Source organism: Novosphingobium sp. AAP1 (assembly GCF_001295765.1).
Taxonomy (GTDB): Bacteria; Pseudomonadota; Alphaproteobacteria; order Sphingomonadales; family Sphingomonadaceae; genus Novosphingobium; species Novosphingobium capsulatum.
In genome coordinates this window covers 344578-366509 of the sequence record NZ_LJHO01000002.1, presented here as the reverse complement: position 1 = coordinate 366509, position 21932 = coordinate 344578, and the positions used below count along the sequence as shown (strand labels likewise).

The 21932-nt window shown below is 66.0% G+C and carries 19 protein-coding genes; 13 read left to right on the top strand and 6 right to left on the bottom strand.

Annotated elements, in window-relative coordinates:
- Positions 1-23: 23 nt before the first annotated feature.
- The 6 genes from crtY (at position 24) to IP65_RS05555 (ending at position 5865) form a co-directional block, all read left to right on the top strand.
- Positions 24-1220: a lycopene beta-cyclase CrtY gene (crtY, locus tag IP65_RS21260; protein ID WP_054131093.1), complete on the top strand. Its 1197-nt coding sequence runs from the start codon at positions 24-26 to the stop codon at positions 1218-1220.
- Positions 1221-2699, top strand: coding sequence for a phytoene desaturase (locus IP65_RS21255; protein ID WP_054131092.1), 1479 nt, complete (start codon positions 1221-1223; stop codon positions 2697-2699). It abuts the gene before it with no gap.
- The gene (locus IP65_RS05570; protein ID WP_022676345.1) at positions 2696-3277 is read left to right on the top strand and encodes a TIGR00730 family Rossman fold protein; all 582 of its coding nucleotides are present in this window, start codon (positions 2696-2698) and stop codon (positions 3275-3277) included. Before IP65_RS21255 ends, IP65_RS05570 begins: the two co-directional genes overlap by 4 nt.
- Before the next feature lie 4 nt (positions 3278-3281).
- Positions 3282-4262 (top strand): phytoene/squalene synthase family protein, encoded by a 981-nt coding sequence (locus IP65_RS05565; RefSeq protein ID WP_054131091.1) that lies wholly within the window; start codon positions 3282-3284, stop codon positions 4260-4262.
- Positions 4263-4348: 86 nt separating this feature from the next.
- A complete protein-coding gene (locus tag IP65_RS05560) occupies positions 4349-5122 on the top strand; it encodes a cytochrome b/b6 domain-containing protein (RefSeq protein ID WP_231627574.1) in 774 nt (257 codons plus the stop codon).
- A complete protein-coding gene (locus IP65_RS05555) occupies positions 5119-5865 on the top strand; it encodes a molybdopterin-binding protein (RefSeq protein WP_022676342.1) in 747 nt (248 codons plus the stop codon). Before IP65_RS05560 ends, IP65_RS05555 begins: the two co-directional genes overlap by 4 nt.
- Here the strand turns inward: IP65_RS05555 and IP65_RS05550 are convergent.
- The 3 genes from IP65_RS05550 to pgi form a co-directional block, all read right to left on the bottom strand.
- Positions 5862-6887, bottom strand: coding sequence for an NAD-dependent epimerase/dehydratase family protein (locus IP65_RS05550; RefSeq protein ID WP_216643450.1), 1026 nt, complete (start codon positions 6885-6887; stop codon positions 5862-5864). The two genes, IP65_RS05555 and IP65_RS05550, sit on opposite strands and share 4 nt — an antisense overlap.
- Before the next feature lie 100 nt (positions 6888-6987).
- Positions 6988-8346, bottom strand: coding sequence for a glutathione-disulfide reductase (gene gorA, locus IP65_RS05545; protein WP_054131089.1), 1359 nt, complete (start codon positions 8344-8346; stop codon positions 6988-6990).
- 120 nt (positions 8347-8466) lie between these two features.
- Complete coding sequence (pgi, locus tag IP65_RS05540; RefSeq protein WP_054131088.1) at positions 8467-9993, bottom strand: glucose-6-phosphate isomerase; 1527 nt, start codon at positions 9991-9993, stop codon at positions 8467-8469.
- A gap of 160 nt (positions 9994-10153) precedes the next feature.
- On the opposite strand from pgi, the gene lepB reads away from it, so the two are divergent.
- The 6 genes from lepB (at position 10154) to IP65_RS05510 (ending at position 16194) form a co-directional block, all read left to right on the top strand.
- Complete coding sequence (gene lepB / locus IP65_RS05535) at positions 10154-11047, top strand: signal peptidase I (RefSeq protein WP_231627573.1); 894 nt, start codon at positions 10154-10156, stop codon at positions 11045-11047.
- On the top strand, positions 11002-11721 hold the full coding sequence (rnc, locus tag IP65_RS05530) for a ribonuclease III (RefSeq protein ID WP_369801239.1): 720 nt from the start codon (positions 11002-11004) through the stop codon (positions 11719-11721). The genes lepB and rnc overlap by 46 nt, the downstream gene beginning before the upstream one ends.
- 109 nt (positions 11722-11830) lie before the next feature.
- A complete protein-coding gene (gene era / locus IP65_RS05525) occupies positions 11831-12775 on the top strand; it encodes a GTPase Era (protein ID WP_022676336.1) in 945 nt (314 codons plus the stop codon).
- A 56-nt stretch (positions 12776-12831) separates the two neighbouring features.
- Positions 12832-13005 carry a hypothetical protein gene (locus IP65_RS05520; RefSeq protein ID WP_156306432.1) on the top strand — a complete coding sequence of 58 codons (174 nt, stop codon included), beginning with the start codon at positions 12832-12834 and terminating at the stop codon, positions 13003-13005.
- Between the two features lie 24 nt (positions 13006-13029).
- Positions 13030-14484: a glycosyltransferase family 39 protein gene (locus IP65_RS05515; RefSeq protein WP_054131086.1), complete on the top strand. Its 1455-nt coding sequence runs from the start codon at positions 13030-13032 to the stop codon at positions 14482-14484.
- Positions 14485-14784: 300 nt separating this feature from the next.
- Complete coding sequence (locus tag IP65_RS05510; protein ID WP_231627572.1) at positions 14785-16194, top strand: glycosyltransferase family 39 protein; 1410 nt, start codon at positions 14785-14787, stop codon at positions 16192-16194.
- 40 nt (positions 16195-16234) lie between these two features.
- Here IP65_RS05510 and topA read toward each other — a convergent pair whose 3' ends face one another.
- The 3 genes from topA to plsY form a co-directional block, all read right to left on the bottom strand.
- Positions 16235-18853 carry a type I DNA topoisomerase gene (gene topA, locus IP65_RS05505; protein WP_054131085.1) on the bottom strand — a complete coding sequence of 873 codons (2619 nt, stop codon included), beginning with the start codon at positions 18851-18853 and terminating at the stop codon, positions 16235-16237.
- Positions 18854-18957: 104 nt separating this feature from the next.
- Positions 18958-20094 carry a DNA-processing protein DprA gene (gene dprA, locus IP65_RS05500; RefSeq protein ID WP_054131084.1) on the bottom strand — a complete coding sequence of 379 codons (1137 nt, stop codon included), beginning with the start codon at positions 20092-20094 and terminating at the stop codon, positions 18958-18960.
- Positions 20094-20705, bottom strand: a complete 612-nt coding sequence (gene plsY / locus IP65_RS05495; protein WP_022678265.1) for a glycerol-3-phosphate 1-O-acyltransferase PlsY — start codon at positions 20703-20705, stop codon at positions 20094-20096. Before plsY ends, dprA begins: the two co-directional genes overlap by 1 nt.
- Positions 20706-20789: 84 nt before the next feature.
- Between plsY and murI the strand changes: the two genes are divergently transcribed.
- Positions 20790-21620 carry a glutamate racemase gene (murI, locus tag IP65_RS05490; RefSeq protein ID WP_054131083.1) on the top strand — a complete coding sequence of 277 codons (831 nt, stop codon included), beginning with the start codon at positions 20790-20792 and terminating at the stop codon, positions 21618-21620.
- Positions 21621-21932 lie beyond the last annotated feature (312 nt).

The following is a 21932-nucleotide window of genomic DNA, read 5'->3' as shown; positions in this document are numbered from 1 at the left end:
CCGCCTGGCCTAACGCCATGGCAATGAGCATACGCCATGCCGACATCGCGATCCTGGGCGGGGGCCTTGCCGGGGGATTGATCGCGCTCGCCCTGCGCAAAGCCCGCCCGGATTGCACCCTGCTGCTTGTCGAACAGGACCATGTGCTGGGCGGCAACCACGTGTGGTCCTTCTTCGGATCAGACGTGGGCAAGGCCGGGCGCGAGTTGCTGGCGCCGATGGTCGATGGGGCGTGGTCGGGCTATTCCGTGCGCTTTCCGCAGTATCGTCGCGATCTCTCGACCAGCTATTATTCAATGACCTCGGCCCGCTTTGACGCGACGGTCCGCGCTGCCTTGCCGGCTGACGCGATCGTCACCGGCGCACGCGTGCTCGCCGCCGGCACCGGCGCGGTGACCCTGGCCGATGGCACCCGGATCGAAGCCGGCGCAGTGGTCGATGCGCGCGGCATCCGCCTGCAAGGGCAGCTTTCGGGCGGCTGGCAGAAATTCCTCGGTCAGCGCGTCAAGCTGGCGCAGCCCCATGGCCTGATCAAGCCGATCGTCATGGATGCCACGGTCGAACAGGTCGATGGCTATCGCTTTGTCTATTGCCTGCCGTTTGGCGATGACGAGATCTTCATCGAAGACACCTATTACGCTGACAGCCCGGTGATCGATCACCCTGCCCTTGTCGCCCGCATCGCCGACTATGCCCGCAGCCAGGGCTGGTCGATCGTGGAGGTGTTGCACGAGGAACAGGGTGTGCTGCCCGTGGTTTCCGCCGGCGATTGGGACGCGTTCTGGCGCTCCTCTGGTGGACAGATCGCCCGCGCCGGCACGCGCGCCGGACTGTTCCATCCTGTGACCAGCTATTCCGTGCCCGAAGCGGTGCGTTTTGCCCTGGCCCTGGCGCAGCAGCCTGATCTGACGCACGAGGCCCTCGCCAGCTTCAGCGAAAGCTGGGCCAAGCGCCACTGGCAGCGCAACAGCTTTGGCCGCCTGCTGTCGGCCATGCTGTTCCAGGCGGCAGAGCCGTTGGCACGCTATCGCATGATGGAACATTTCTATCGGCTGGATACTAGGCTGATCGAACGCTTTTATGCCGGACGCAGCAGCTTGCTGGATCGCGCCCGGATTTTTGTGGGGCGGCCCCCGGTACCGATTTCGCGCGCCCTGGCGGTGCTCGCCGGATCGGGCGCCCGGCCGCGGCCTCTCACTTTGGCAGGGATGCGCAAGTAAATGAAAAGAGCATGCGTCATCGGCGCCGGTTTTGGCGGCTTGGCCCTGGCTATCCGCCTGCAGTCTGGCGGCATCCAGACCACCCTGATCGAAGCGCGCGACAAGCCCGGTGGCCGCGCCTATCACTGGCAGCGTGATGGCTTTACCTTTGATGCCGGGCCCACGGTGATCACCGATCCGGCCTGCCTGGAAGAGCTGTGGGGCCTGAGCGGGCACAAGCTGTCGGAAGATGTCGAACTGATGCCGGTGATGCCGTTCTATCGGCTGAACTGGCCCGATGGCACCAACTTCGATTATTCCAACGATGAATCCAGCCTGCGCGCCGAAATCGCCAAGATTTCCCCGCGTGACGTTGCCGGCTACGAAGAGTTCCTGGGCTATTCCGCCGGCGTCTTCGAAGAAGGCTACGTCAAGCTGGGCGCGGTGCCGTTCCTGGATTTTGCCAGCATGATCAAGGCTGCGCCGGCTCTGGCGAAGTACCAGGCCTGGCGCTCGGTCTATTCGATGGTGTCAAAGTTCATCGAAAGCGAAAAGCTGCGCGAGGCGTTCAGCTTTCACACGCTGCTGGTCGGTGGCAACCCGATGAACACCAGCGCGATCTATGCCCTGATCCACAAGCTGGAAAAGGATGGCGGCGTGTGGTGGGCCAAGGGCGGCACCAACCGCCTGATCGCCGGCATGCTCACCCATTTCCAGCGCATCGGCGGCGAAGTGCGCATGGGCGATCCGGTGGTGCGGGTCGAAACGCTGGGTAACCGCGTGACCGGCGTGCACACCGCCAGTGGCTGGCACGGCAATTTCGATGCCGTCGCCTCCAACGGCGATATCATGCACACCTATCGCGATCTGCTGGGCGACAGCGCCACGGGCAAGAAGCGGTCGCGCGCGCTCAAGCGCAAGAAGTTCTCGCCCAGCCTGTTCGTGGTGCACTTCGGCATCGAGGGCACGTGGCCGGGCATCCCGCACCACATGATCCTGTTCGGCCCGCGCTATAAGGGCCTGCTCGACGATATCTATCAGCACGGGGTGCTGCCGCAGGATTTCTCGATCTATCTGCACCATCCCACCGTGACCGATCCGTCCGTCGCGCCCGAGGGGATGAGCACGTTCTATGCCCTGGTCCCTGTCGCCAACATGGGCAAGCTGCCGGTGGACTGGGCCGAAGTTGGGCCGTTGCTGGAAAAACGCATCCTCGATGAAGTGGGCCGCCGCCTGATCCCGGATATCCACAGCCGCATCGTCACCAAGTTCCACTATGCGCCCACCGATTTCGCGGCCGATCTTTCAGCTTATCAGGGTGCCGCGTTCAGCCTAGAGCCGTTGCTCACGCAAAGCGCGTGGTTCCGCGCGCACAACCGTGATGACGATATCGCCAACTTCTATCTGGTGGGTGCCGGCACCCATCCAGGCGCCGGCATCCCCGGCGTGGTGGGCAGCGCCAAGGCCACGGCGAGGCTGATGCTGGAGGACCTGCAGTGAAGCGTATTGCCGTCTATTGTGGATCGGCCAGCCCGGCCGACCCGCGCTATGTCGCGCTGGCCGCCGATGTCGGCCGGCAGCTGGCCGAACGCGGCATCGGCGTGGTCTATGGCGGGGGCCGCCTGGGCCTGATGGGCGCCGTGGCAGATGGCGCGCTGGCCGCTGGGGGCGAAGTGATCGGGGTGATCCCCCAGGCGCTGGTCGGCGCCGAAGTGGCGCACCACGGCCTGACCCGGCTTGACGTGGTGCCCGGCATGCATGCGCGCAAGCAGGCTTTCGTCGATCTGGCCGATGGTTTCCTCACCCTGCCCGGCGGGGTCGGCACGATGGACGAGCTGTGGGAAGCGATCAGCTGGGCGCAGCTTGGCTATCATGCCAAGCCGGTGGGCGTGCTCAACGCGTTCGGGTTCTATGATCACCTGCTGGCGTTCAACCGCCACATGATCGAAGTGGGCTTCATCCGCCCGGTTCACGCCGGAATCATGGTCGCCGAGCACGAGCTTGACCTGCTGCTGCAGCGCATGGCCGCGCACGAGCCGCACCGCCCGATCATCGCGATGCAGGCCTCGGACCTCTGATCCCATGACGCCGGCTGTTCCCGATCGCGCCGCGCTGGTGGCTGCCGCGCGCGACACGATCCGGCGCGGCTCGAAAAGCTTTGCCGCCGCCTCCACCCTGTTCGACCGCATCACCCGCGAACGGGTCTGGCTGCTCTATGCCTGGTGTCGGGCGTGCGACGATATCGTCGATGCGCAGGACATGGGCGGCGCGCTGGGCGATCAATCCGGCGCGGCCGAACGGCTGGCGCTGGTCCGTGATCTGACGGCACGGGCCATGGCGGGCGAGGCCACCGGCAATCGCGCGTTCGATGCGCTGGGCCTGGTCGCGCGCGAGACCGGCCTCACCATGGCCATGGCCGAGGCGGTGATCGACGGATTCGCCCTCGATGCCGCCGATTGGCAGCCGCGCACCGAAGCAGATCTCATGCGCTATTGCTGGCATGTGGCGGGCGCGGTGGGCGTGATGATGGCGGTGGTCATGGGGGTTTCGCCCGATGACGATGACACGCTTGATCGCGCGGCGGACCTGGGTCTCGCGTTCCAGCTGGCCAATATTGCCCGCGACCTGGCCGAAGACGATGCCGCCGGTCGTTGCTATCTGCCGGCCGAATGGCTGGCCGAGGTTGACCTGCCACCGGGCGAGCAGCTCAAGCCGCAGTACCGCGCCACGCTGGCCATCCTGGCCCAGCGGATGTGCGCCATGGCCCAAGCCCACGAATGCTCTGCCCGGATAGGTGCCGGCCGGCTGCAACCGCGCCAGCGCTGGGCGATCCTGGCCGCCGCCGGCATCTATGGCGACATTGCCCGCAAGGTGGCCGCGCGTGGCGATCGCGCCTGGCACAGCCGCACCGTGGTGTCGGGCAAGGCCAAGCTGGCGTGGATTTTCCGCGCCGGATGGCAGGCGCTGCGCCCGGTGCCGCCGACATGCCGAGAGCGCGCGCTGGCCCGCCGCCACAGCCGGCAAAGCCTAATCGCGCTGGCGCAGGCCCGCCCCTGGGGTTGAAGCCTCGCGCGTCATTCATCGATCAGGGGATGACCCCGGCCGCGATTCAGGGCATGGTATCGGGCATGGAGCGATCCCCTCTTGTCATGCGCATTCGCTGGCCCGTGCGGCTGTGGCACTGGATCAACGCGCTGACCGTGTTCATCATGCTGATGAGCGGGATGATGATCTTCAATGCCCATCCGCGGCTCTATTGGGGCAAGTTCGGCGCCAACTTCGACAAGGCCTGGCTGGAAATCGGCAACCATGGCGCGCGCGGTTTTCTCGCGCTGGGCGGCCATGAATGGCCCACCACCGGCGTGATCGGCTATGCCCAGGATACCGCGCTGGCGTTTCCGCCCCTGGTAACGCTGCCCACGCATTACAACCTGTCGCTGGCGCGCGGATGGCATTTCCTGGGCGCGTGGATGCTGGTGATCAGTCTGCTGGGCTTCCTCGCCTATGCGCTGCTTTCCGGCCATTTGCGCCGCGATCTTGGCCTTTCGCGGGAAGAGCGGCGGCCACGGGCGCTGCTGCACGACGTTACCGAGCATCTGCGCCTGCGCCTGCCGCGCGGAGAGGCGGCGCGGCATTACAACCCCTTGCAGAAGATCGCCTATCTTTCGGTGCTGCTGGGCGTCTTGCCGCTGATCATCGCCACGGGTCTGGCCATGTCGCCGACGATGAACGCTGCGTGCCCATGGCTGCTGACGCTGCTGGGTGGCCGACAGTCTGCCCGGTCGATCCATTTCCTCTGCGCGCTGGCGATGGCGCTGTTCATTGCCGTGCACCTCGCCATGGTGGTGCTGGCCGGGCCATTCAACGAGTTGCGCGCGATGATTACCGGCTGGTATCGCCTGCCACCGGAGCGCCAGCCATGAGCGGGTTTTCGCGGCGCGGCCTGCTGGTCGGATCGGGTGGGCTGCTGCTGTCGGGGTGCGATCGCATCACCACCTCGCCCACGGCCAGGTCGCTGCTGTCGCTGGGCGAAAAGGCCAGCCGCAGCGCACAGCGGCTGGTCGCCGGCAATGCCCTGGCGCCGGAGTTTTCCGCAGCCGATATCTCCCCGGTGTTTCGCGTCAACGGCAATACCCGGCCCACCGCCGCAGCCTATCTTGCGCAGGTCGAACGCGGCTTTGCCGATTGGCGACTGACGGTTGATGGCCTGGTGGCCAAGCCGATGGCGATGAGCCTGGCACAGCTGCGCGCCCTGCCGCAGCGCACCCAGATCACCCGCCACGATTGCGTAGAGGGCTGGAGCGCCATCGCGCAATGGACCGGCGTTCCGCTCGCCCTGCTGCTGCACGGTGCCGGCGCCCTGCCTCAGGCGCGCTATGCCGTGTTCCACTGTGCCGACGATTTCTCGGGCAAGCCCTATTACGAATCGATCGACCTGGCCGAGGCGCTGCATCCCCAGACGATCCTGGCCCACACCATGAACGGGCAGCCGCTCTCGGTCGGCCATGGCGCCCCCTTGCGCCTGCGGGTCGAACGCCAGCTAGGCTACAAGCAGGCCAAGTATGTGATGCGGGTGGAACTTGTCGCCAGCCTTACCGGCCTTTACGGCGGCAAGGGCGGATACTGGGAAGACCATTCCGGCTATCAGTGGTGGGCGGGAATCTAGGCCGCCACCACCCGCGTTTCGATCAGGCTTTGCGCGCAATCGGCGATCGTCTGCTCCACCGGCCGCGTGGCCCAGCCCAGGCGGCTGAGCGCGTGGCCGGCATCGGTATCGCGCACGTTGCCCAGTTCCCCGGTCACCTGGCGCACCATCGGATTGACCAGTGCCAGGGCGTGCACCATCCAGTCGGGCACATGGCGCAGCGGCACGCGCCGGGCCTGCTGGCCCAGTTGCTGTCGCAGGATGCGGGCAATGTCGATCATCTTGAGGAACGGGCCAGACGCGATGAAGCGTTCGCCATCGATCCCCGGCTCGGTCAGCGCGCGCACATGCAGCGCCGCCACGTCGCGCACGTCCACCACGCCAAAGCCAAGATCGGCGCAGCCCGGTACCGCACCCGCCAGCAATTGCCGCACCAGCTCGATCGAGGTGGAATAGTCCTCACCCCACACCGGCCCCAGCACGACCGATGGGTTGATCGAGACGAACTCCATGCCGCGCCCCTCGCGCGCGATCCATTCGCGCGCCGCGCGTTCGGCCAGGGTCTTTGACTTGGCATAGGCATGCACGCCCGGCCCGTCGGTATCGGTCCAGTCAGCCTCGGTAAAGCGACGGATGCCCTTGCCATGGCCATAGACGATGGCGGCCACCGACGATGTCTGCACGAACCGCTCCACCCCGGCGGCACGGGCAAAGCGCAAGGCGCGCAAGGCCCCTTCGCGGGCGGGCAGGATCAGTTCATCTTCCTGGCGCGGGGCTTGTACGGTGATGGGCGAGGCGACGTGGCAAACGTGGCTGCACCCGTCCATCGCCGCGCGCCAGCCCTTGTCGTCCATCAGATCCGCTTTGAAAAACCGCAAGGTGGCATAGCTGCCGCCAAGCTGGGCACGCAGCTGCGCTTCGCGTGCAAGATCACGCACCGTCGTGTTGACGGTCCATCCCTCGTCCAGCAACGCCCGGATGATATATCCGGCGATATAGCCCGATCCGCCCGTGACCAGCACGGTGCCGCCGATCTTGTCCATTGATTCCGCCCCCAGCCCTCTCCGCCTACAGCCTATCGTACCGGCGGCGCAGTTCAACGGGCATCTTTGGTTAATGCGGAATCCCGATGCGCCAAGTGGGTCAGCGCATCAGGACAAGTTCCTCGGCCATCGACGGGTGCAGCGCCACGGTGGCATCGAAATCGGCCTTGGTCAGCCCGGCTTTCACCGCAATGGCAGCAGCTTGGAGCACTTCTGGTGCCTCCGGCCCGATCAGGTGTACGCCCAGCACCTTGTCGGTCTGCGCATCGACGACCAGCTTGTACAGCCCGCGTTCGTGGCGGTGGGCGAAGATGTTCTTCATCGGGCGGAAGTCAGAGGTGAATACCTTGACGTTGCTGCCCAGCATCTCGCGGGCCTGCGCTTCGGTGAGGCCGACACTGGCCAGCGGCGGCTGCGAGAACACCGCGCTTGGGATGCAGTCATAGGCCACGCGCGTGTCCTTGCCGCCAAATACGCGATCAGCAAAGGCGTGCCCTTCGCGAATGGCGATGGGTGTCAACTGCACGCGGTTGGTCACGTCACCCACGGCAAAGATGCTGGGGCACGATGTCTGCGCGGTGTCGTCCACGCGGATTTCGCCATGTTCGCCAAGTTCGATGCCGGCGTTTTCCAGGCCCAGCCCGTCGGTCTTGGGCCGGCGCCCGGTGGCGACCAGCACGGCATCGGCGCCAAGCGGATCAGGCTGGCCCTTCATGTGCACGTTGAGGCAGCCGTTCTCGAGCCGCTCGACCCGCTCGATCCCGCAGTTGAACTTGTATTCGATGCCGCGCGCCATGGTGATCTGCAGCAACCGGTCGCGCAGCGACGCGTCATAGCCGCGCAGGATCGTCTCGCTGCGGTTGACCACCGTGACATGGCTACCCAGTGCATTGAAGATGCCGGCAAATTCCAGCGCGATATAGCCAGCCCCGGCAATCACCACGCGGCCTGGCAGGTTTTCCAGGCCGAACACCTCGTTGGACGTGATGCAATGCTCCGCCCCATCGAAATGCGGCATTACCGGCCAGGCGCCCACCGCCACCAGGATATACCTGGCCGTGATCTCGCGCCCGCTCGCCAGCTTGACGCTGTTGGGGCCGGTGATCGTGGCGCGTTCGAGGAAATGCTCGACCTTGTTGGAATTCAACGTGTTGGTATAGGCCGCGTTCAAACGGTCGACATCCTTGGCCACCGCATCGCGCAGCGTCGGCCAATCGAACGTCATCTTCTCGACGGTCCAGCCATAGTTGGCCGCGTCCTGTAGTTCCTCGGCGAAGTGTGAACCGTAGACCAGCAGCTTCTTGGGCACGCAGCCACGGATCACGCAGGTTCCACCCACACGATATTCCTCGGCCACGGCCACCCGCGCGCCATAGCCGGCGGCGATGCGGCTGGCGCGCACCCCGCCCGATCCGGCCCCGATCACGAACAGATCATAGTCGTAGGCGGCTTCGGTCATGGCACGGCTTTCTTGCTGCTGAATCGGAAACTGGCGCCGGATATGGCAACGATGCCCATCCGGCGCCAGCCCTGGCGTAGCGATTATCTGCGCCGTTTATTCAATTAGGCAGGCTAACGTTCATTCCACGCCGATGCCGGCTTCGGCCAGCAGCGCTTCGGTGCTGGGATCAAAGCCTTCGCCGCCACCGGCATCGATCTTCTTGGCAATCGCCTTGCCCAGTTCCACACCGAACTGGTCGAACGGGTTGATGCCCAGCAGCATCGCCGAAACGAACACACGGTGTTCATGGAAGGCGATCAGCGCGCCCAGCGTGGCCGCGTTGAGTTCGTCGCACAGGATCGTTGCCGAAGGCCGGTTGCCCGGATAAGCGCGCGCGCCATCCTCGCTCGCCTGGCCCGCCATCAGCGCGGCGCCCTGGGCAAAGCAGTTGGACAGCAGGATCTTGTGATGGACCGGATCAAGATCGTGGCCCGGCACCTTCACGGCCAGGAAATCCACCGGGATCAGGTGGGTGCCCTGGTGCAGCAGCTGGAACACGGCATGCTGCGCATCGGTGCCCACGCCACCCCAGGTGATCGGCGCGCTCGGGCGGGTCAGCGGCGTGCCATCGGCCAGCACGCGCTTGCCGTTCGATTCCATTTCCAGCTGCTGGAGATAGTCGGGCAGCAGCGCCAGGCGCTCGTCATAGGCAAAGACCGCACGGGTCTGGCAGCCGCGCGCCTGGGTGTAGAACAGATCGGCAAAGGCCGCGCGCACTACCACGTTTTCATCGATCGCGGCGTCGCGGAAATGCTCGTCGATCGCCTCGGCGCCCGCCAGGAACGCGGCAAAGGCTTCGTTGCCCAGGGCCAGCGCCACCGGGAACCCGATCGAGGACCACAGCGAATAACGCCCGCCCACGGTTTCGGAGAACGGCAGGATGCGGGTTTCGTCAACGCCCCATTCCACCGCCTTTTCCGGCGCAGCAGTCAGCGCGATGACGCGGCCATAGGGATCAGCCACGCCGCCTTCGCGCAGCCATTCCAGCGCGCTGTGGGCATTGGTCATGGTTTCGGTGGTGGTGAAGGTCTTGGACGCGACCGCGATCAGCGTGCTGGCCGGATCGCACTGCTTCATCGCTTGTTCCAGCGCGCAGCCATCGATGTTGGACACCACGTGCACGGCAACCTTGGCGTCTTCGCGGGCCAGCGCGTCGATCGCCAGCGCCGGGCCCAGGGCGGAACCACCGATGCCGATGTGGATCAGGCTCTTCACCTCGCCCAGCACGCCTTCGTGGATGGCTTCGACCAGCAGCGCCATGCGCGCGTGCAGGGCCTGGGCTTCTTCCACGCTGGCTTCGGCGCCCACGCCGCGCTGGGCGGTGTGTTCGGCGGCGCGGCCTTCGGTGTTGTTGATCTTGGCGCCAGACAGCAGCTCTTCACGCTTGCCGGCGAAATCGGTGGCCTGTGCCAGCTGGGCCAGGATCGCCTCGACGTCGGCCGAAAGATGGGTCTTGGACCAGTCAAAGCGAATCGGGCCACCGGGCAGGTCGAGCGTGGTGGCATAGCGCTCAAGACGGGCCGGATCGGCAAACAGCGCGGCGAGCGTTGGCACCTCCAGCGTCTCCAGTGCGTGCCACAGCGTGGCCTGGTCCTGTGCTGCCATTGTCTAACGTCCTTTTTCGCGGTTGCGGGATGCGCCTCTCATGCCCGCTTGCGCACAATCTTCCAAGCGGTGGCGTGGCTCGACGAACGGATCGTGCAAACGTATTTGCCTCGGGCTATGGCACGTGCATTCCTGCTTGACGGATGCCTTTGCCCTCCACATGACCCAGCCGATGAACGAAACGCCCGAACCCGCCAATCCTGCGGTGGAAACGCCTGTGCCGCCCACGGCCGCGCCAACTCCCGCGGGCGCGCCTGCCGCCCCGGCGAAAAAGCAGAAGAAGGAAGACAGCTTCCCGGTGTTCTTGGTGAAGCTGGTGCTGATCGTGGCGATCTTCCGCAGCTTCTTCTTCTCGCCTTTCAACATCCCGTCGGAATCGATGCTGCCCCGGCTGGAAAACGGCGATTATCTGCTGGCGGCCAAGTGGCCCTACGGATTTTCCAAGTATTCCCTGCCGTTCAGCGTGCCGTTGCTGCCCAAGCGCATTTTCGCCAGCCAGCCCAACCGGGGTGACGTGGTGATCTTCAAGGCGCCCCCGGGCAACGATGTCGATTATATCAAGCGCGTGATCGGCGTTCCGGGCGATACCGTGCAGATGATCGGCGGCGTGCTTCACCTCAACGGCAAGGCCGTGCCCAAGGTGAAGGTGGCCGATTTCGTGATCAAGGTTTCGGCCAATACCGAGTGCATCTCGCCCGATTTTGCCGTGACCGAGGCCGATGGCACGCAGACCTGCCACTATCCGCAGTTCCAGGAAACCCTGCCCGGCGGCAAGACCTACAATGTGCTCGACCTGGGCTATCGCCCGCAGGACGATACCCCGCCCGTGGTCGTGCCTGAAGGCCGCCTGTTCCTGATGGGTGACAACCGCGACAACTCGATGGACAGCCGTTTCCCCGCGATCGAAGGCGGCGGCATCGGCCTGGTGCCGCAGGACAACCTGGTTGGCCGCGCCACCATCGTGATGTGGTCCACCGACGGTTCGGCCAACTGGTTCCTGCCGTGGACCTGGTTTACCGCGCTGCGCTGGAACCGGATCGGGGGCATGTTCTGAGCACGCCCCTTTCCCCCGAAACCGCCAAATTCCTGGCGGAACTGACCCAGGCGCCGGTTGCACAACCGGCGCTTTGGCATGAAGCGCTCACCCATGGTTCGCTGGGCGAGGCGCGCGATTACCAGCGCCTGGAATTCCTGGGCGATCGTGTGCTGGGGCTGGCCGTGGCCGAGTGGCTGCACGAGGCCAGCGATGCCGCCGAAGGCAAGCTGTCGCAGCGGCTCAACGCGCTGGTCAGCCGCGAAACCTGCGCCGATGTGGCCCGCGCATTGGGCGTGCCGGCGCATATCCGCCTGGGCAAGCAGGCCCGCGACGATGGCGGGTCCGATAGCGACAACATCCTGGGCGATGTGATGGAAGCGCTGATCGGCGCGCTGTTCCTGGAACGCGGCTTTCCCGCCGCGCGCGATTTCGTGCGCCGCTGCTGGGACAAGCCAATGCGCACCGGCGCCGGGCAGCGCAAGCACCCCAAGGCCGCCTTGCAGGAATGGGCCGCCGGCAACCGCCGCAAGCCCCCGGTCTATAGCCTGGTCAGCCGCGACGGCCCCGATCACGCCGCGATCTTTACCGTAAGCGTAGAGGTCAAGGGCGTGGGCCTGGCGGAAGCACGCGGATCGAGCAAGCAGGAAGCCGAAACGGCCGCTGCGCGCGATTTCCTCAAGCAGTTCGCCTGACCGCACGCACGACCGAGCGTCCATCCCCAATTCCGCCACTTTTTCCGGGCATTTTCCAGTGCCGCACCGGCCGCTTGTCGGCGGGCGCCATGAGGTTCATTCTGTTTCCATGATCGACACTACTTCCATTCCATCCGAATCCGGCCCCACTGAGACTGGCGGCGGGCAAACCTGCGGCCTGGTCGCGGTGCTCGGCGCGCCCAATGCGGGCAAGTCCACCCTGGTCAACGCGCTGGTCGGCCAGAAGGTCGCCATCGTTTCGGCCAAGGCGCAGACCACGCGCGCGCGGCTGATGGGCATTGCCCTGGAAGGTCAGGCGCAGATCATCCTCGCTGATACGCCCGGCCTGTTCGAGCCCAAGCGCCGGCTCGACCGCGCGATGGTCAACGCCGCCTGGGAAGGCGCGAGCGAGGCCGACGCCATTCTGCTGGTGGTCGATGCGCGCAAGAAGAAGCGCGAATACCTCGAACCGATCCTCGCCTCGCTCGCCGGGCGACCCGAACGCAAGTTCCTGGTGCTCAACAAGGTTGATGCCAGCCCCAAGGAACCGCTGCTGGTCATGGCCGAGGCGCTGAGCGGCGAAGGCCAGTTCGACGAGGTGTTCTTCGTTTCGGCCCTGACCGGCGACGGCGTGCCCGAATTGAAGACGCGGCTGGCTGCCCTCATGCCGCCAGGGCCGTGGCACTATCCCGAAGATCAGGTCTCCGATGCCTCGGAACGCCTGCTCGCGGCCGAAATCACGCGTGAGCAGCTCTATCGCCAGTTGCACGACGAACTGCCCTATGACAGCGCGGTGCGTCCCGAAAGCTATCAGCACCGTCGCGACGGCTCGGTGGAAATCCATCAGCAGATCGTGATCGCGCGCGACAGCCAGCGCGGCATCGTGCTGGGCAAGGGCGGCGCCAAGCTCAAGGCGATCGGCGAGGCATCCAGAAAAGAGCTGGCCAACCTGCTTGGTGCGAAGGTTCACCTCTTCCTGCACGTTAAGGTGGAAGAGAACTGGGCCGATAGCCGCGAAATCTACGAGGAAATCGGTCTCGACTGGGTGAAGTAATGGCGCTTGACCCGCCGCCGGGGCTGGCGCAGCCTGCAAGGATGTGGACGGGACCGATGACCGCGTTTGACCAGACACCGCCGTACCTGACGGGCCTGGCCATCATGCCGGTTTTCGCCGCCGCGCCATGCGCAGACCGCGCCACCGTGCTCGATCCGGAACACCCGTGCGCGAGGGGCGTTGTCGCCGCGCCGGGTAAACTCCAGAACGCAGCTGCGGCCCTGCCCTGACCGGATCGGATCGGACTGTCGCGAATGCGCAATTTTGCCGTGTTTTTCCTGGTTGCCTTCGTGTTGCGCGCTCCGTGGCTGGGCGATCCACTGTTTCACGCAGACGAGCAGTTCTACCTGCTGATGGGCGACAGGCTGTGGCACGGGGTGATCCCCTACGTCGATCTGTGGGATCGCAAGCCGCTGGGCCTGTTCCTTATCTATGGCGCGGCGCGGGCCTTTCCCGGCAATGGAGTGCTGGCCTACCAGCTCATGGCGATCACCTCGGCCGCCGCCACGGCAGTGGTTCTGGCGCGCTGTGCCCGCCACCTGGCCGGGCCACGCGGCGCGCTGTTTGCCGGGCTTGCCTATCTCATCTACCTGATGGCGTTCAATTGCGGCATGGGCCAGGCCCCGGTCTTTTATGACCTGCCGATGATCGCGGCGGCATGGCTGGTGATCGGTGCCCTGGCCGATACGGCCGCGCCCACCATCGCCGGGCAGCGTTTCGGCCTGATGGCGCGCGGCTGCATGGCGATGGCTCTGATCGGCATTGCCTTGCAGATCAAGACCAGCGTGGTGATCGAAGGCATCGGGTTTGGCCTCATGCTGCTGTGGGCCGGCTGGCGGCGCGGCTGGGGTTGGCCAAGGCTGGCCGGCGCCGGCGCAGCGTGGATTGCCCTGGCACTGCTGCCCACGGCACTGGTCTTTGCCGCCTATGCGGCAGAGGGTGAAGCCCGCGCGTTCCTCATTGCCAATGTGGTGTCCATTCTTGGCCGCGGCCAGGATCTGGGTGAGGCCTCGTTCCGCCTGGCCAAGGTGGCGGCCGCGCTGATCCCGTTCTACGTGGCGCTGGCGATGGGCTGGCGGATCGCGCTGCCCCGCAGCGAAAGCGAAATCGTGCGGCGTGCGGTGCTGATGTGGCTGGGCCTGGCGGTCGTCGGGTTCCTGGCGCCGGGCACCTGGTACGATCATTACGTGGCCCCTGCCCTGATGCCGCTGGCAATCCTGGCCGCCCCGGCCCTCGATGGCCGCTGCCGCCCCACCGGCTGGCTGCGCCGCGTGCTGTTCGTCGTGGGCCTTGGCGCGGGCCTGGGCGCAACGACGGTGCAGGCGCACCGCTTTGGCGACACCACCGACCTGGACGAGGCAGCCGCCGCCATTCGCCCCCATATCGACGCCAACCACTGCCTCTATGTCTACGAAGGCGACAGCGCCCTCTACAGCGCGACAAATTCGTGCCTGCCCACGCGCTTTGCCTTTCCCGCGCATCTTTCCACCCGGTTCGAGGAACATGCCCTGGGTATCGATCCCACCGCCGAAGTGGAACGCATCATGGCCAGCCGCCCGGGCGCGGTCGTGATCGACGCCGCGCCAAACCCCTATGGCGCCAACATGCAGACCCGCGCTGTCGTGCTCCAGGCGCTGGCACAGCACTATCAGCGGATTCGCACTATCACGCTGGGCACGCGGTCATTCGCGCTGTTTGCCGCACGGTGACAGGCCGCAACAATTACGTGTCAGCATTGCGACAATAATAGCCCATCCGCATTAAACGCGACGCTGAACGTTATATTGAGATAATAACAATCGCTGCGCTTGATAGCGATTTTCCGAAGCTTTAGCCTGTACAAATACAGCTGAAAACTTCGGAAATAAACGATGATCGATATCTCTGGCCCGTCCTTGATCGCATCGCGACCAGAATATCCTGTTGGGGCGAAATCAACGCCGCCTGCCAGGATCGAATACGCTCGTCTCTTTGCCGAGTATTTTGGCCTCGCCCTCGTCTTTCGACTGATGCTGCTGGGCAATCCGCTCGTCCACGTCGATGAAGAGTTCTATCTCTTCATGGCCGATCGCTGGGCGCATGGCGCGGTGCCTTTCATCGATATCTGGGACCGCAAGCCACTGGGCCTCTTTGCGCTCTATCGGCTGTTCGTGAGCCTGCCGGGCGATCCCGTGCTGGCTTATCAGGTGTGCGGCATTGCCAGCACGGCGGCCGCGGCGCTGGTCGTGCGGCGCCTGGCGCTGGAGCTAGCCTCGCCGCGTGGCGCCTGGCTGGCAGGCTTGGTCTATCTTTGCGCCATGCCCGCGTTCAATTGCGCGCTGGGCCAATCGCCCGTGTTCTACAATCCGTTGGTGGCACTGGCGGCGCTGTTGCTGTTGCGCGCATGGCAACGCGCCGATGGCGTCGATCTGCTGCGGCAAGGCGCAGTGATCATGCTGCTGATCGGCCTGGCGCTGCAGATCAAGTACGCCGCCGTGTTCGAGGGCCTGGCGATCGGCATCATGCTGCTGGCACTGGGCCGCAGGGTAGGCTGGCCCCTCCCCCGGCTGGCCGGCGCAGCAGCGGTGTGGTGCGCCATCGCCCTGGCGCCAACCGTGCTGGTGCTGGGCAGCTATGCCGCGATCGACCAGGCGCACGCCTTCGTCTTCGCCAATTTCACCTCGGTGCTGGAACGCCTGCCCGATGGCGCGCCCAGCTGGCGCCGGTTGCTCAAGCTGTCGGCCGGCCTGTCACCGTTCGTGCTGTGCATCGCGTTCGATCCCCTGCGCCGCGCCGGGTGGGATGATCAACACCGCGCGCTCGCCTATCGCCTGCTAAGCCTGTGGGCCGGGGCAGCGGTGCTGGGCTTCCTGCTGTTCGGCACCTGGTATGATCACTATGCCGGGCCACTGGTGGCGCCGCTCGCCGTGCTGTCGGCCCCTGCCCTGGCGGCTGCGGCGCGCACGGGGCAGCCGTGGCAGGCGCGGTGGAGCGGGCGCTTCCTGATCCTGGCGAGCGCGATCGGCGGCGTCGTGGTGATGGCTGGCGCGGTCCAGAACCACGGCACGGCGCAGCAATTTCAGCGCGCCACTGCGGTGATCCGCGGCGCCGTGAACCGCGGCTGCTATTTCCAATTCGATGGCGTGCCGGCGCTCTATCGGGGCGTGGGCGCGTGCGTGCCGACGCGCTTTGCCTTCCCCAACCACCTCAACACCTGGACCGAAAGCCCGGCGATCGGCGCAGACCCGGTGGCCGAAGTGCGCCGCATCATGGCGACGCGCCCCGCCGTGGTGCAGGTGTCGGAAAGCGCGCCCGAAGACCTCTACCTTCCCAACCGCGCCACGCGCACGATCATGGCCCAGGCGCTGGTCCAAGACTACACCCGCTTTGCCGAGATCACGCTGGGGCAGGAACGCTACGCGCTCTATCGCCCCCGGTAGCCGACAGGGCGGGCATGGTCGTGCCCGCCCCGGCACAGGGTTATTCCGCCGCAGCCTTCTTGCGCGCCGGGGCCTTTTTCGCAGCAGGTGCCTTCTTGGCCGCCGGCTCCTTCTTCGCAGCAGGTTCCTTCTTGGCAGCCGCCTTCTTGGGCGCGGCAGCCTTCTTGGCGGGTGCTTTCTTCTTGCCCTTGGCCGGTCCCTTGGCAGCGCGCTCGTCGATCAAGGCGATCGCTTCGGCGGGCGTCAGGCTTTCGGGCTGCTTGTCACGCGGCAGCGTGGCGTTGGTGGTGCCATCGGTGACATAGGGACCATAACGCCCAGCCATCAGCTTGATTTCACCGCCCGAGGTGGGGTGTGGCCCGAAGGTCTTGAGCGGTTCGGCTGCCGTGCGCGCGCCGCGTCCGCCCGCGCCACTGGCTGCCTCGGCCAGGCGCACCACCGCCGCGTTCATGCCCGTGTCAAACACCTCGGCAGTCGATTTGAGGCGGGCATACTTGCCGTCATGCGCCAGATAGGGGCCATAGCGGCCGATCGCGGCAGTAATCGGCTTGCCGCTTTCGGGATGCACGCCCACTTCGCGTGGCAGGCTGAGCAGCTTGAGCGCCCATTCCAGATCCAGCTCGGGAACATCCTTGGGGATCGAGGCGCGCTTGGCGTCCTTGCCCTCGCCCAACTGGATATAGGGCCCGAACCGCCCGGTGCGGCGCGTCACTTCAAGCCCGGTTTCGGGATCCTTGCCCAGGCCGGTTTCTTCGCCATCGCCACCCTCGCCATTGCCGCCCGGCTGGGCGAACTTGCGGGTGAACTTGCACTCGGGATAGTTGGAGCAGGCGATGAACGCGCCGAAACGGCCACCGCGCAGCGAGAGCCGCCCAGCGCCACACTTGGGGCATTCACGCGGATCGTGTCCATCGGCACGCGGCGGAAAGAGATAGTCTTCCAGGAATACGTCCAGCTCGGCGGTAACCTCGCTGGGCTTCTTCTCCATGACCTCGTCGGACTTGGGTTTGAAGTCGCGCCAGAATTCGGCCAGCACCTGCTTCCAGGCGGCACGACCACCAGAAACGTCGTCCAGTTCGTCTTCCATGCCGGCGGTGAATTCATAGGCGACATAGCGCTCGAAGAACCGTTCGAGGAACGCGGTGAGCATGCGCCCGCTTTCCTCGGCAAAGAACCGGTTCTTCTCGGTCCGCACATAGTTGCGGTCCTTGAGCACCTGCAGCGTGGCGGCATACGTCGACGGGCGGCCGATACCCAGCTCTTCCAGCCGCTTGACCAGGCTGGCTTCGGAATAGCGCGGCGGCGGCTGGGTGAAGTGCTGCGTGGCGTCAACGCCGTGCTTGACCGGGCAATCGCCCTTGTTGAGCATCGGCAGCAGGTTGCCGTCTTCATCGTCGCCGTCGGCCTTCTGGTCGCGGCCTTCTTCATAGACGGCCAGGAACCCGGGGAACTTGATCACCTGGCCGGTGGCGCGCAGCTCGTGCTTGCCGGTGCCTTCGCGCAGGGTCACGGTCGTGCGCTCGATCGCGGCAGAGGCCATCTGGCTGGCCAGCGCGCGCTTCCAGATCAGGTTGTAGAGCCGCGCCTCATCACCGCTGCCATAGACATCGCGCGTGAAATCGGTGGGGCGGATCGCTTCGTGCGCTTCCTGGGCGTTCTTGGCCTTGGTTTCATAGTGGCGCGGCTTTTCGGGCAGGAAGTGCCCGTTGTAGCGGTCGGAGATTGCCCGGCGCGCGGCGTCGATGGCGCTGGGGTCCATCTGCACGCCATCGGTACGCATATAGGTGATGGCGCCCGCTTCATACAGCGTCTGTGCCACGCGCATGGTGTGGCTGGCCGAAAAGCCCAGCTTGCGCGCCGCTTCCTGTTGCAGGGTAGAGGTGGTGAACGGCGGCGAGGGATTGCGCCGCGTGGGCCGCACGTCCACGTCTTCCACACGGAACGTGCCGGCTTCTACCGCCGCCTTGGCGGCCAGCGCGCTGCCTTCTTCGCCCAGCGACAGGCGGTCGAGCTTGTTGCCATCGAACTTGACGAGGCGCGCCACGAACGGCGTACCATCGTGTTCCATCCGCGCGGCAACAGACCAGTATTCCTGCGCCTTGAACGTCTCGATCTCGCGCTCGCGCTCCACGATCAGGCGCAGGGCCACCGATTGCACGCGCCCGGCCGACTTGGCGCCAGGCAGCTTGCGCCACAGCACCGGCGAAAGGGTAAAGCCGAACAGGTAATCCAGCGCGCGGCGCGCCAGATAGGCATCGATCAGATCCTGGTCCAGCTCGCGCGGCGCCTTCATCGCCGAGGTTACCGCCGGCTTGGTGATGGCGTTGAACGTTACGCGCGAGACATTCTTGGGCAGCGCACGGCGCTTGGCCAGGAGTTCGCGCACGTGCCAGGAGATGGCCTCGCCTTCGCGATCAGGGTCAGTCGCCAGGATCAGGCCGTCGGCCTCCTTGGCGGCGTCGGTGATCGCCTTCACGCGCGATTGCTTGTCGCCGTACAGCTCCCAATCCATGGCAAAGTCTTCGTCCGGGCGCACGGACCCGTCCTTGACCGGCAGGTCGCGGATATGGCCGTAAGAGGCCAGGACCTTGTAGCCGGGGCCAAGGTACTTCTCGATGGTCTTGGCCTTGGCCGGGGATTCTACAATGACAAGCTGCATGGCGACTGGCAAAACGTCCTTACGCGTATACGTGCGTATGAGGGTGGGGGCGGTTGGACGGTGGCGTCAAGCCCCCGATTTTCAGCGACGGTTCAGGCGTGCGTTCAGGCAAGCGACACCCTCCCCCCGGCATGGCGCAGCAGGCGCCCGGCCAGTTCCAGTTCGATCAGCGCCAGTTGCACCGATCCGGCCGGCGCGCCGCTCAGCCGCACCAGTTCATCCACGCCAACCGGCGCAGTGCCGAGCAGCGCGACGATATCGGCCGGCGCATCGTCGGCCGGCGTGCTGTCGAGCGCCACGGGCACGGCTGCTTCGTGAAAAGTGGAGCGCGGCGTGCCGGTAAAGCTTTCGAGCAGTTCGATTACGTCGGCCGGGCTTTGCACCAGGATCGCGCCTTCGCGGATCAGCTGGTTGCAGCCCTGGCTGCGGCTGTCGAGGGGGGAACCGGGAATGGCCATGATCTCCCGCCCCGCCTCTGCCGCCAGCCGCGCGGTGATCAGCGAGCCCGATTTGGGCGCGGCTTCCACCACCACCGTGCCGGCGCACAGGCCGGCGATAATGCGGTTGCGCCGGGGAAAATGGCGGGCCTGCGGTTCGGTGCCCGGCGGCATTTCTGCGAGCAGCACGCCCTGCGCCACGATCTGCGCCTGCAACGCGGCATGTTCGGGCGGATAGATACTGTCCAGCCCCCCAGCAATCACGCCGATGGTGCCCCCGCCACCCGCCGCCACGTCGGGCAACAAGGCGCCCTGGTGCGCGGCGCCATCCACCCCGCGCGCCAAGCCGGAAACCACGGCAAAGCCGGCTGCGGCCAGCGCCGCGCCAAATTCGCGCGCCAGCCGCATCGCCCCGGCTGATGCATTGCGCGCGCCCACCAGTGCCACCGCCGGCCGCGCCAGCAACGCGGCATCGCCCTGCATCGTCAGGATCGGTGGCGGCGTGTCGGTCTGCGCCAGCAGCGCGGGATAGTGCGGCGAATCATGAAAGAGATAACGCCCGACCAGCGCGCGCACCCTGGCCGCCTCTGCCGCGATGCGCGCCGCATCGGCCGGGCGATAGGGCGCCCCGCCCCGCGCCGCCAGGCTGGGCAAAGCCTCCACCGCAGCGCCGGCGCTGCCAAAGCGGCGCAGCAACTGGTAATAGGAAACCGGCCCCACGTTGGGTGAGCGCAGCAGCCGCAGCCGGGCCAGCGCCTCGTCGGACGAAAGCGGCAGGGCCGCAGCTTCGTCCGCGCTGTTCATCAGGCGGCGTCCCCGCCGGTGTTCTTCTTGCCGCCGATCTTCGGCTCGGTTCCAGCGAGCAGGCGGGCGATATTGGCCCGGTGCAAAAAGATCACCAGCGCGGCGATCACGGCCAGCACCAGCGCATAATCGCTGCGCCCGATGGCAAGCGCAGCCAGCGGCGCCACCACCACGGCGGACATGCCGCCGACCGAGGAAATACGCACCAGCGCCAGCATGCCCAGCCACACCACCGCATAAGCCAGCCCAATCGGCCAGCCGAGGCCCAGTGCCACGCCCATCGTGGTCGCCACGCCCTTGCCGCCCTTGAAGCGCAGCCACAGCGGGAAGCAGTGCCCGATCACCGCCGCCAGCGCGACCAGCGCCTCGGTGCCGGGGGCATAGGCGCGGGCCAGCCACACCGCCACGCTGCCCTTGAGCAGATCGAGCAGCAGCGTGCTGGCCGCCAGCCCCTTGCGCCCGGTGCGCAAGACATTGGTGGCGCCGATATTGCCCGACCCAATCGCGCGCAGATCACCCGCCCCGGTCAATCGGGTGAGGATCAGGCCGAAGGGAATCGCGCCGAGCAGATAGGCCAGGATGCAGGCCGGAAGGGCAAGGTCATGGGTCACGCCGCCGCTCTTAGCCGTGGTTGCGCACAATCGAAAGGTGGCACGCCCTCCCTTTTTACCACCGTTATCGCTACAAGCGCGGCCATGACCGCTGCTGCCACCGCTTCCGATCCCGCCATGCCGCCGGCCGATGCGCCGATCCTGATGTTCGATTCCGGTGTCGGCGGGCTGTCGGTGCTGGCCAAGCTGCGGCAGGTGCTGCCCCAGGCGCCGGTGATCTATGTGGCTGATAATGCGGGCCTGCCCTATGGCACCAAGACCGAGGCACAGATCGCTGCGCGGGTATCGGGCCTGCTCGGCCGCCTGACCGAGCGGCTGCGTCCACGCCTGGTATGCATTGCCTGCAACACGGCCTCCACCATTGCACTGGCCTCGGTGCGCGAAGTGCTGGAGGTGCCGATCGTGGGCACGGTGCCGGCGATCAAGCCCGCCGCCGCGATGACGCATACTGGCGTGATCGGCCTGCTCGGCACGCAGGCCACCATCCGCCAGGGCTATGTCGATCGGCTGGAAGCAGAATTTGCCGCCGACAAGCGCCTGCTGCGGCACGGGGCGCCCGAACTGGTTGCCGCAGCAGAGGCGCAATTGCGGGGCCATGCGGTTGATCCCGCTGTGTTTGCCGCAGCAGCCCAGGCCCTGCGCGAACAGCCGGGCGGCGCCCAGATCGATACCGTTGTGCTGGCCTGCACGCATTTCCCGTTGGTAGAGGCCGAGCTGGGCAAAGCATTCGGACCAGGAGTGCGCTTCATCGATGGCTCTGACGGCATCGCGCGGCGCATCGCGTTCCTTACCCAGGGCCAGGAATTTGCCCGCCGCGTGCCCGACCTTGCGCTGTTCACCCGCCTTGACGATGCCGTGGCCGAACTGGCGCCCACGCTGGCGGCACATGGCCTTGACCAGGTGGGCAAGGCTTGAGCGTTGCGGCGCGCCGCCTGGGGCATTTTGCCGCATTGACCTAAAGTGCAATCGCTTCGATCACTCAAACCGCAAAAGTCACTTGGCAAGACTTTACCGCGGGGAGTAGAAGCGCCTGGCAACCCGCGACAAACGCCTTTTGGGAGAGAGGTGGCGGGCGCACAACAACGATGTGGCATTATCCAACCCGTGCATTCACCGCAGGATGGGATTTTGTTGCGATAAGACAAAGACGCGGCCGCCTGGCAGTGCTTCATCGCGAGGCAATCCGGGCCCAGCCGGTCAGCTGCAGGAACGAAGGAGCAGCAAGCA